Origin of the sequence: Legionella drancourtii LLAP12 (genome assembly GCF_000162755.2) — a bacterium.
GTDB lineage: Bacteria > Pseudomonadota > Gammaproteobacteria > Legionellales > Legionellaceae > Legionella > Legionella drancourtii.
On record NZ_JH413808.1, the window covers coordinates 214,040 to 225,713 of the forward strand.

Below are 11,674 nucleotides of genomic sequence, written 5' to 3' on the forward strand. Positions count from 1 at the left end.
AAGAATTACTCCCAGGCGACGAGTACTCTGTTGATATTTATATTCATAGTGGTGGCCACCCCATTGCAGCCGTGCCACGGCTGCGCATGAAAATTGACTCGGGCATTGCCGTAGCAGCGCAAACATGCCTTAATCCGCAATTATCACAAATGGCTATAGCTATAGCCCAAAAAATAGGAATTACCTACGTGGCTAATGTCCAATTTAAAGCCGACCAAAACGGACAATTTAAATTATTAGAAATCAATCCGCGTTTTCCAGGAACACTGCCATTAACCGCTGCAGCGGGCATTGATATACCACAATTGCTCATTGATGACATTTTAGGCAAGCAATTTGCAGCGCAATTACTACCGTTTAAAGAGTTAATGGTTGTGCGCTATTGGACTGAGCATTTTCTTGCCATTGAAGAATGGGGCGCACTATGTCCACGTTAAACTTATGGTTAATCAGACATGGCGAAAGCAGCGCTAATGCCGGAGTATGGAATCCTAATCCGGCCAGCGCAAAATTAACTCCTTTAGGAAGAGAACAAGCACAAAAAGTCGCCGCAAAAATTATAGAGCAACCGACGTTAATTATTTCCTCTCCTTTGTCACGTGCTCACGAAAGTGCCCAATACATCATGCAAGACTGGCCGGCAACAGCGACCTGTACTTGGCCTATTCAAGAATTAATTTATCTTGCACCAACTAAGTTACAGCACTTGTCTCTTATAGAGAAAAAAGAACGGATTAATACTTACTGGGAAAAAAGTGATCCTTTCTATTGTGATGGTGAAGGCGCGGAATCATTTGCCACCTTTTTGCAAAGATTGCAGCAGTTTCATGAACAATTATGCCAACAACAAGGGTTTGTCGTTGTTGTTGGCCATGGGCTATTTTTTAAAGCCTATCAATTAGGCTTAACTTATGGTTTTCAAGCAACTTCAGAATGGATGCACTTATTTCGCCAACAAGAAACCATGCACCCCATAAAAAATAGTGAACTGCTTAAATTAGTATTGCCATTGTAGAGAACAGATAAAACAAAATAAGATTATTGCGGATGCAAAACTCTTAAGACAACTCGTCTACTGATTTATATTTTATAGTCTAAAATATAAGTACTTGTTATAGTCTTAACGGTTAAATATATTGTGGAAAAACAACCCTATAGAATTTTACTTATCGAACCCAACATTGAGGTCGCAGGTGCAATTTTAAAATGGTTGCAAGACAAAGCTGTCGTCACCCACATAGTACATAGCGCTGATGCGAAAGCAAAGGCCGGATTAACTGCCTGGGATGTTGTCATTACAGACATAAATAGCCCTGAAGTTAATGACTTAGATATAACCTTGATTGTAAAAAAATCCAACCCGAATACCTCAGTTCTCATTGTCACGGAACATAAGAAGGTGGATTTTATTATTTCTGCCATGCAAAATCATGCCGATGGCCTACTGTTTAAACCGCTAGGGGAAAAAGAGTTTGTCGCCAAAATCTTAAAATTAGCACAAGACTCCAGGACTCGACGCTTTGAAGGAAAGAAAATTATTTTGGCAATAGGCGCCCATCCGGATGATGTAGAGGTTGGTTGTGCCGGCGCATTAGCGAAGCACCGCGCCGAAGGCGATTCACTTAACATTCTCACCTTAAGCCCGGGTGAGCAAGGTGGGTCTGCAGCAACAAGAAAAAAAGAATCTCAAAAGGCGGCGAAACTTCAAGACGCCCATTTATTTCTGGGTAATTTCATTGATACTGAAATTAGTCACGCCTTCACTACCATTCAATTTATTGAAAAAATTGTGCGACAAGTACAGCCTACACACGTTTATACGCATTCATTTCACGACAATCATCAAGATCATCGCAATACCTACCATGCAACGATCACTGCTTGCCGAGAAGTTCCTAACTTATATTGTTATTTATCACCCTCAAGCACTGTTGATTTTAAGCCTAATATATTTATTAACATCGATGACTTTATTGAAATAAAACTATTGGTAATTGAAGCCTTCTCCAGCCAATGTAATACGCGCCCCTATCTTGAGCCCGATTTAATCAGAGCAACAGCGCGGTATTGGGGACGTTTTTGTAATTATCACCTGGCAGAACCGATGGAAGTAGCTAAAGGTCACTCATAACCATCGAGAAAGAGCTACTGAAGCAGTAGTAACAACGCCCTCAAAATTATCCGTAGCCTTTTTCCCTTCCTGTTGGAAAAAAACAAACTTATTCTCTTGGCGCAAATGAAGGGTTCTTTCTTGTGCCGCACTTAGAGTCATCGTGAGCTTATCTTTAAAAGATGCTTTGTCAAACTGCGTATTTGTTTTGGCTTGCTGAATTAGTTGCTTAATCTGCCCTTCTAATTTTTCCGCTTCTAAAACAAATAATACACCATTAAAAATTAAACAACGCATAAACGTTTTACTGAGTAGGGTAGTTATTGGTTTGAACATCAAAGACAATGAAAATTTTGTTAAACCGGTGGTATGTTCATGTTGATAAATCGCTAAACATTTTGCTAAAGCGACCATACGATGCAGCAAAGCCACTTTATCCGCTAATCCACTCACCTCATCTGCAGACATCTTTTTAAAATCATGGGCATGCATTTGTTGCCCTGCGGCATCATTTAAAATAGCAATCGTGGCAATAATTTTATTTCCTGCCTGTTGGATTAAGAGCTGCTTACGGCGCTCCATAATTGAAACAGGGGTTATAGATTGGGTCAGCTCATCAACTGTTGTCGCCGTTTTAAAAAATAGATCTTTGATAAATTGAGGTGCTAATCGCCCTAGAGTCTTTTGCGTTAAGGTGCTAATTAGACCTACCGTAAAACGCGCAGAATGAATGACTGACCGCACGCCCTGAATGGCAAGTGTCGTTTTCTGATTCACATGCGGGATACTGGCGTCTAAATCCAACCAAATCGTGGCAAAATAAGGATGGTTATGCCGTAAACGATAAGGTTCGGCAAAATCCTCCGTTAGCAGAATTCCGGCATTTAACAATTCAATGAGTTTCTTATAAGCAACAATTTCTCTAAGTGCTATAACTTTAGAATTCAATAAATTTTCTATTTTGGCAAACAGAGTAATGACGTTGGCAACACGTTCCTGGCCAGCATTATATTGCCCAATAAGCTCACTCGTAGCAATTTCCAGCTGATTTATCAGCTTATCAGCTACGGATTCTTCCGCAAGCCAGTGCGTCACTTGTTCTAAAAAAGTTGCACCTGGTTGTTGGGTACTGTCTGGATAGGCCAGTTTAAACGCATCACGATGTTCCTGGCTGCAGCAATACAGATCGATTCTTCGCTTCATTTCCACCGCCGCACATTGAATGCCAGGACGACCATTAATTAATTGTGATATCACCAAGGGATTGCCTTGATTAATGGAGGCATAACGCTCTAGGTGCGCATAATAAATTAAAGCAAATAAGAGCGAATCAGGAGTATTCACATCGGGGAGGTGCATTAACTGCCCTGAGGCCGAATTATTAAAAGGAGAACCAAGTTTACGAGCAGCAGTATTGATCTTTGTAGCATACTGCATCCCCCAAAGGAAATTGGCCTCGATTTGCACGCCTTCGGCGATCATTGTACGTGCACCTATCCAGGAATCGGTCTGAGTATTGTTTATTTTAGCAGCCAGACTATCCAAATCGTCGGCAAAAGCAAGCCACCATTCAGTCAGGTTCATGTTTATTTGTTATCCATTTGCGAGTACAAATTAACAGATACCAATATTGTATAAAATTTTCCTTAAAAGATCATTAAGAAATCAAAAAAAGAAGCCTCTATTGTCACATCGCTAAAGATTATGACAATAGAATACGATCAAGGAAAGAACAATTAATGTTTATTAACAATGACTCGAAGCGCTTGCAATTGCAAAACAGCATTGTTCATATAATGCTCACTGTCTTGTAATTGTTGTTTGAAAAAGGCTATTTCATCATCACGAATACCAGGATTGAGCGCTTGCAGTGCTTCAAGCCGCTGCACTTCATGGCTAATGCTTTTGCGCATGTGTGCTTTAGCCTGCGCAATAATATCGCTTAATTGTCCTTCAGCAGCATGTTTGCTATACACCAAAATATTTTCAATTTCCTTATGTATCTGCTTGATAATAGGATAACCTAAATGACGTTTAACCGACTGGCATAACTGATTTAAGCGCGCATAGTCCAACACTTTAGTCAAATTTTTTCCAGAAACATCCATAAATAGCCGAATCGGTGTTAACGGTAAAAAGCGATCCAGTTGCAAATATTTAGGTGCGGCGCAATTAACCGTAAAAAATGATTCTAAAAATACCGTACCAGCCGGGATACTTTTAATTGAAATCGTCGCCAAAGCAGCATTACCCACTTCTGAATCCAGAATCATTTCCATACTCTCAGTGACCATTGGATGTTCCCAACTTAAGAACTCCATGTCCTCTCGTTGTAAGGCCTTAAGCCGTGAATACGTTACCGTAACCCCCTCTTCTTTTAAGCAAGGGAAATGGCCTGTTTTCATATGTTCGGTGGGCTGCAGGATTTCCGTCGCTTCAGAGTGATATTCATGATCAATACCATATTCATGAAAAATTTGCGCCATGTAATTTTCTAAATCCAAACAATATTCTTCAACCTCAATCTCGGCAATTAAGGCTTCAGCCTGTGGCGCATTACAAGAATTCATCTCCAACAAACGATCGCGGCCGTCATGCAACGCCTGATTAATTTGTTCTACGCGCGCTTTGGTATCGGCAATAAGCTGCGCCAACAATCCATCACTGGCAGCAGACTGAGCCTGATCAAGAATAGGCAGCAAACGCGGTTCAAATTCCTCATAAAGCGTGAAGCCAACAGAACAACTTTTGTTAAATAGATTAAAGCCTTCATGATACCAACGAAATAGTTTTTCTTGCGCCGTATTCGCTAAATAAGGCACATGAATTTCAATGTCATGTGCTTGACCAATACGATCTAAACGACCGATACGTTGCTCTAATAAGTCAGGATTAATGGGTAAATCAAATAAAACCAAATGATGCGCAAATTGAAAATTACGCCCCTCACTGCCAATTTCTGAACAAATCAGCGCTTGAGCACCATTTTCTTGCTCCGCAAAATAAGCCGCCGCACGGTCGCGCTCAATAATGGTTAAGCTTTCATGAAAAGCGGCGCTGCGAATGCCCGCCTTTAATTTAAAATAGTGTTCTAAGGCTATGGCCGTTTTAGCTTTAGCACAAATTACCAAAACTTTATTGGGATAAAGTTCAATTATTTTATTGGCTAACCAGGCAACTCGTGGGTCTTTATCTAACCATAGCTCCTTATTGCTGAAACTATTTTCTGGAGATAAATTAATCAATCCAGACTGCTCGGTAAGTAAAGAATAAATTTCTGGACGTGCCAAAGGATAAGAATGCACATGGCGCGCTGGAAAACCTTGGATTGCCGCACGCGTATTGCGAAAGAGCACGCGCCCAGTTCCATGACGGTCCAACAGATTTTTAATCGATTCCTGGATGGTACTGCCTTGGGCATCGCCTAAATAACTATCCACTTGTTGTTTTAGCGCAGGATCTAATGCATTCAATGCGGTATCAGCATCATAGGCGAGCAACTCTTGAACTAATTGATTTATCTTTTGATAACCAGCTTCCTCTTGTTTAAAGGCAGAAAAATCATAATAGCGCGAGGGATCGAGTAAACGTAAACGGGCAAAATGACTGGCAATACCAGCCTGCTCCGGAGTTGCTGTTAACAAGAGTAAACCTTTGCTTTGCGCTGAGAGTCCTTCAATACACTCATACTCCGGACTTTGCTCTTGCTCAGACCAATGCAAATGATGCGCCTCATCGACGATCAATAAATCCCAATCGCAAGCAAGAGCATGTGCTCGGGCTTCATCATGGTCCATCAGAAAATCCAGGCTGCATAAAACCAGGCTTTCAGTTGCAAAAGGACTGGCATTATTGACCGTTACTTCCTCCGCAGCGTCCAGCTCATCTTCATCATCCAGATCATAATCATCATCTTCACCATAATTATCATGCAATGGTTTATAGCGGCTTGCATCAATAATTGAAAAATGCAAATTAAAACGGCGAATCATCTCAACTAGCCACTGATGGATCAATGTTTGTGGCACCACAATCAGCACGCGATTTGCCCGACCAGTACACAATTGATAATGCAAAATCATCCCTGCTTCAATCGTCTTACCCAAGCCAACCTCATCAGCAAGCAAAACCCGTGGTGCATGCCGCTGTGCGACTTCCCTGGCAATATAAACTTGGTGTGGCAAGTGACTGGTGCGCGAACCAAGCAGACCACGCACGTTTGATTGCTGTAAGCGACTGGCATGATTTAGCGTATCGATTCTTAAACGGTATGAATTCAATTTATCCAATAAACCACTAAATAATCGTTGTTGCGGCGTATTTAGCGTAATGAAACAATTGAGACCGACCTCGCTAATACGGATTTCTTCTCCCTGTTCATCAACGCCGGTATAAAAGAACAAGCCTTGATGCTCATCAATTTGCGTCAGACGTACTTTCTGTTGGTTACTGGTGATAATTTCATCATCAGCTTTATAAATAATACGGCTAAGTGGTGCATTATCGGTGGCGTAAATTCGCTCTTCACCCGCGGCAGGAAAACTAATATGTACTTGTCTGCCACTTAACTCAGTAATAATCCCCAAACCAAGCTGGGATTCTGTATTACTTATCCAACGCTGCCCAATACAAAATGTCATAGAGAACACTATCCTTTAATCAAAATAAACACAACGGAACAGTATATCTTTTTTTAAGACATATGTCTTAAAATTAACGCACTAAATGCCGAATAAATACAAAAAAAGAGGGGCAATAAGTGGCTTGGCTGATAAATCAAGAAACAGTGCTTCATTTAAAATAATTGCGCCTTATTTATAGACTTTATGACTACAAATAAGACATCGCAACCTATTGACTTTACTAAAAAAATTAGAACTTGTTTTATTGGATCTTTTGGTTAAGAATAAAAGTTACAGGGAAATTATTAGTCATAAGGATAGGGACATGAGCGCTAATGAGCAAGAAGCAATTCACACCGAGCAAGTTCCAGCTGAAAATGATAAAACCAGCATGGATGAACATAATGCACGCGCAACGAGCGCGGATGTCGATAATACCAAAACACATGCCGCCTTACCAGACAAAACCGATGAAATTACCGCATTATTAAAAGCAGCACAATCGGATGAACAGGGTAATTTTCAAAAAATTATTATCACCCAAGACATATTTAAAAAAATTAAAGACAGCTTACTGGTAGCCATTCAAAGCATGGAAAAAAATCCGAGTCTTCTCTCACGCGCAGCGGAATTCTGGGGTGAATTACCGTTATGGCAAAAAATTCTCGGTGGGGTAACCTTAACCGTCCCCACCTTAATTCTCGGAATCATTGCCAATCTTGGTTTTATGTTGGCAATTTGTGGGGTGACAACTGTTGTCTATGCAGGTGGCGGTCTTATTCTTGATGATCACCATAAGTGTGATGTCAGCGTTACTGAGAATTTAGCCAAAGGCATTATCGGTCTAGCTGATTTGCTGGAATTAACAATCACAGCCTTAGATGCCATACGCCAAAAATTGGCTGAAGAAGTTGACAAATTTACGGCAGAGAATGATCGTCTCAAAGAGAATGTTAACCAGTTGAGTTCCAAAATAGAAACCTTAGGTATTGAAATTACTGCGGCTGCCAAATTAGCGGTAGCGTTAAAAACAACCAAAGAAGAATTAGAAAAAACCGCACACAACCTCAAAGACCAAGTCACGGCACAAAGCAATTTATTAGTCGCCAATCAACAAGAACTGCAAAAAGTTACGGATGCTTATAACGCCAATCAACAGCTATTAGCTGAAAAAATAAAAGATTTTTCGGAAACCGAACAAAAGCTACAAGACGACCTAAAAAATGCACGAAGTCTAGCGGACTACTTAGGTACCGTATCCAACCAATTATCAAAAACGCTACTTAGTGATGACCAACAAAAAGAAGAATTTACTAAACGATTAAATGATTTTTTGCAAAATGGCAATGCAAGTTTTGCCGCATTGGCCGAACGTTGGTCTATCGCTGAAGAAAAATTGATGAAAACTGAAGAAAAGTTGACGGTACTAAAGCAAGAATACCAAGAACTGAATAACACCCATAAAGAATTATTAAAGAAGCAAGATATTCAGGTAACCAGGCTCGAATCGATTGGTGATAAGATAGGATTTTTTGCACGAAATGCGGATAAAGCAATCCTAGTCCGCGAACTAAAAACTATATTTGACATCAAGATACCTGCAGAAGCGCCCCTAATGGCAGAGGAAGACCAGAAAAAAGTACCGCGCCAGGCTTAAAAGCACGCCTAATGTAGTCCAAGATAGTTTCCCTCTGGACTACATTTTTAAGCTCTTGACATGTTTATACTCAATTCTCATAATGGCCATCCCCACTAAATATTAGGGAAGAAAATACCGTGCGCATCAAGGAATTATGCAACGAAATCAGTAGGATAAGCACTGAAATAACAGAAACAGCACAACAAATTTCCGCGCTAAGTCGTACGAAAATAGAACTAGAACGGACGCTACAAACGCTTAAAGATGAGCAATCGGCCCTCATCGACAAACAAAAAGAATTAGCCGAATTAGACTATACATATAATGAATGTGAACGAATACTGGCAGCAAAACAACAGCAGTTAGCCGAAATCAGAATGGAATTTATGCTAGAAACGGAAAAAGTGAATGCGATAATATACGCATTGAACGAAACAATAGCCCAACTAACCCAAGCAGATATGCTTAAAAATGATCGTGTTGATGAATCACTGGACATGATGCCAAAAACTTTTGATGAGCAATTGACAAGACAAGAGCAACAAGTAAAACGACTAGCAGAACTTGTTGAACGCAGAGAAAACCTATCAGCAGAGCAAGCAGCCCATAAAGAGCTGCGTTTTTTTGCTGAAGCCAGTGCAGCAGCCAAAAACACTGCCGCAGCAGATTCAACCTACAGAAGAGAAAGTCAATGAACATTTACGTAAAAAAAATCTCCTCACCAGCAGAAATGCAACAATGCCTGAATATTCGGACTAAAGTATTCGTTGATGGGCAAAAGGTTCCTCTACATGAAGAGAGAGATGGCAAAGATCAAGACAGCGATCACTATCTGTTGTTCATTAACGAACAACCAGCAGGTGTCGCCCGTGTTCGTTTTATGGACCAGTTTGCAAAAATTGAGCGCGTTGCCATTTTAGATGAACATCAGGGAAAAGGACTTGGTAAAGAAATCATGCAAAAGATTTTGGCCGATCTGCAACGAAACAAAGCCGTGATTACCGCAAAATTGAGCTCACAAACCCATGCGATCTCATTTTATGAAAAACTGGGTTTTAGCGTATGCAGTGAAGAATACCTAGATGCAAATATCCCGCATAAAGACATGAAGCTAAGTTTTAATTAATCGCAGCACAACGACCAGCATAAATTTTCTTTATCAGCTATTCGTAGGCCTTTAAAGCGGCTTTGATTGCCGGACGCTCGCTAAGTCGCTCGTACCACTGCAATAAATAAGGAAATTGTTTCGCATCAATAACTTGCTGGTAAAATTCTTGAAAACAATAAATCCAGGGCCAAATGGCCATATCGGCAATGGTATACGCCGCACCACTAATAAATGGGTTCTGCTGCAACTGTTTTTCCATTACCCCCATTAAACGCATACTCTCATCGGCATAGCGCTGCATGGCATAAGGGACTTGTTCCTGAGCATAGCGGTGAAAATGACCAAATTGACCGAACATAGGGCCAATGTGTGCTGCTTGAAAATAACACCATTCCACAACGGTAAATTTCTCTACTAAAGATGAGGGTAAAAATTTCCCATGTTTTTCCGCTAAATATTGCAAAATAGCGACACTTTCAAACAAATAAAAGTCATGTTCCTGATCATGCAAAACCGGTATTTTATTATTAGGAGAAATTTTTAAAAACTCAGGAGCAAATTGCTCCCCCTTAGAAATATCAATTGCTTTAATCGTATAAGGCTGTGCTAGCTCTTCCAGCATGATGGTAGGCTTAATGCCATTAGGTGTCCCATGTGAATAAAGTGTATACATTTAAATATCCTTATTTTTGATAATAACTTAACGCCTAAGTATAGCGTGCTTTTCTTTTTGGTCTATATATTAATAAATAAGGAGAATTAATTATGAGCTTAGCCAAAAAGGTAGCAATCCTTGCGAGTTCGCGTACCCCTTTTGTCAAATCGCAAACTAATTATTTAGGCAAATCCAACCAGGATCTATTAAGTACCGCATTAGCCGCGCTCATCACGAAAACTAAGATTGAAGGTGAGCTATTAGGCGATGTCATTGCCGGCGCCGTCATGAATCATCCCTTCGACTGGAATCTTGCTCGCGAAGTCGTTTTAGGCAGTACCTTATCCGCCGAAACGCCTGGCTTAACCATCCAACGTGCCTGCGGTACGGGGCTAGAAGCCATCAATCTAGTAGCTCTGAAAATTGCTAGTGGTGAAATGGTAGCCGGTATTGGGGGCGGTACTGATACGAACTCGGATATCCCCTTAATCGGTCAACGCCGACTCACGCATTTTTTGATTAACTATCAAAAAGCCAACAGTTTTAAAGAAAAATTAACCGCCGTCAAAAAATTTCGTTTGGGTATGTTAAAACCCCTCTTGCCGGAAGTACGTGAACCACGCACGGGTTTATCCATGGGCGAACATTGCGAATTAATGGTGAAAGAATGGCACATCACACGTGAGGCCCAAGATGAATTGGCATTGCGCTCCCATCAAAATGCAGCAAAAGCTTATGATGAAGGTTTTTATGAGGATTTAATTGCTCCTATCGATGATTTAAAGCGCGATACCATTACCCGCAAAGAAACAACTCTGGAGAAATTAGCTAAATTAAAACCCGCCTTTGATAAAGCCAATAGTGGCAGTCTGACGGCGGGAAATTCAACGCCATTAACCGATGGAGCATCTGCCGTGCTCTTAGGCACTCCCGAATGGGCTTTAGCCCACAACCTCGACGTACTGGCTTATTTTGTGGATTACGACGTTGCTGCCGTAGATTATGTCCATGGTGCGGGGTTGTTAATGGCACCAACCATTGCCGTCAGCCGTTTACTGGAGCGAAATAATATTAGCTTACAAGATTTTGATTATTACGAAATTCATGAAGCCTTTGCCGGTCAGGTACTTTGCACGTTGAAAGCCTGGGAATCCATTGAATATTGCCGCAATGTACTAAACCGCGATCATGCGTTGGGCCGTATTGATGTACAAAAAATGAATGTTAAAGGCGGTAGTCTTGCCCTTGGCCACCCCTTTGCCGCCACCGGTGGACGCATCGTTGGCACAGCGGCCAAGCTCCTCGCCGAGAAAGGCAATGGGCGGATCCTCATCAGTGTGTGTACGGCTGGTGGCATGGGTGTTGCCGCAATTCTTGAACGCTAACACGACTACATCGCCAGAAAACCATGTTGAAATGCATGGAAATAATACTTGGTATAATTCTACTTATTCTTTGCGCTCAAAAAAGCAATCGCACGGAGGCTAATGCGTTAAAGGTCGTCTTGATCCCGATACAATTGCTCTTGATAAGGCCGATG

Annotated in this window: 10 protein-coding genes; 7 read left to right on the forward strand and 3 right to left on the reverse strand. The window is 41.1% G+C overall.

Translation table 11 applies throughout. The annotated features are described in order from the left end of the window. From LDG_RS05065 to LDG_RS05075, 3 genes are all read left to right on the forward strand, one after another. A partial coding sequence (locus tag LDG_RS05065; protein WP_040534521.1) for an ATP-grasp domain-containing protein occupies positions 1-437 on the forward strand: 437 nt, incomplete at its 5' end. Next, the gene (locus LDG_RS05070) at positions 425-1,015 is read left to right on the forward strand and encodes a histidine phosphatase family protein (protein ID WP_006870101.1); all 591 of its coding nucleotides are present in this window, start codon (positions 425-427) and stop codon (positions 1,013-1,015) included. The genes LDG_RS05065 and LDG_RS05070, both read left to right, overlap by 13 nt. Before the next feature lie 123 nt (positions 1,016-1,138). Continuing rightward, positions 1,139-2,131 carry a PIG-L family deacetylase gene (locus LDG_RS05075; RefSeq protein WP_006870102.1) on the forward strand — a complete coding sequence of 331 codons (993 nt, stop codon included), beginning with the start codon at positions 1,139-1,141 and terminating at the stop codon, positions 2,129-2,131. Here LDG_RS05075 and LDG_RS05080 read toward each other — a convergent pair. Both LDG_RS05080 and rapA read right to left on the reverse strand, forming a co-directional pair. After that, entirely contained in the window at positions 2,126-3,694 is a 1,569-nt protein-coding gene (locus LDG_RS05080; RefSeq protein WP_006870103.1) for a hypothetical protein, read from the reverse strand. The genes LDG_RS05075 and LDG_RS05080 overlap by 6 nt on opposite strands. Positions 3,695-3,846: 152 nt before the next feature. Next, the gene (gene rapA, locus LDG_RS05085; RefSeq protein ID WP_006870104.1) at positions 3,847-6,750 is read right to left on the reverse strand and encodes an RNA polymerase-associated protein RapA; all 2,904 of its coding nucleotides are present in this window, start codon (positions 6,748-6,750) and stop codon (positions 3,847-3,849) included. Between the two features lie 307 nt (positions 6,751-7,057). On the opposite strand from rapA, the gene LDG_RS05090 reads away from it, so the two are divergent. The 3 genes from LDG_RS05090 (at position 7,058) to LDG_RS05100 (ending at position 9,497) form a co-directional block, all read left to right on the forward strand. Continuing rightward, positions 7,058-8,389, forward strand: coding sequence for a LegC2/C7 family Dot/Icm T4SS effector (locus tag LDG_RS05090; protein WP_006870105.1), 1,332 nt, complete (start codon positions 7,058-7,060; stop codon positions 8,387-8,389). Positions 8,390-8,508: 119 nt separating this feature from the next. After that, a complete protein-coding gene (locus LDG_RS05095; protein WP_006870106.1) occupies positions 8,509-9,066 on the forward strand; it encodes a coiled-coil domain-containing protein in 558 nt (185 codons plus the stop codon). Then, positions 9,063-9,497, forward strand: a complete 435-nt coding sequence (locus LDG_RS05100; protein ID WP_006870107.1) for a GNAT family N-acetyltransferase — start codon at positions 9,063-9,065, stop codon at positions 9,495-9,497. Before LDG_RS05095 ends, LDG_RS05100 begins: the two co-directional genes overlap by 4 nt. Positions 9,498-9,534: 37 nt before the next feature. Here LDG_RS05100 and LDG_RS05105 read toward each other — a convergent pair whose 3' ends face one another. Next, positions 9,535-10,152 (reverse strand): glutathione S-transferase family protein, encoded by a 618-nt coding sequence (locus LDG_RS05105; RefSeq protein WP_006870108.1) that lies wholly within the window; start codon positions 10,150-10,152, stop codon positions 9,535-9,537. A gap of 92 nt (positions 10,153-10,244) precedes the next feature. Between LDG_RS05105 and LDG_RS05110 the strand changes: the two genes are divergently transcribed. Beyond that, entirely contained in the window at positions 10,245-11,519 is a 1,275-nt protein-coding gene (locus tag LDG_RS05110; protein WP_006870109.1) for an acetyl-CoA C-acetyltransferase, read from the forward strand. The last annotated feature ends 155 nt before the right edge of the window (positions 11,520-11,674 follow it).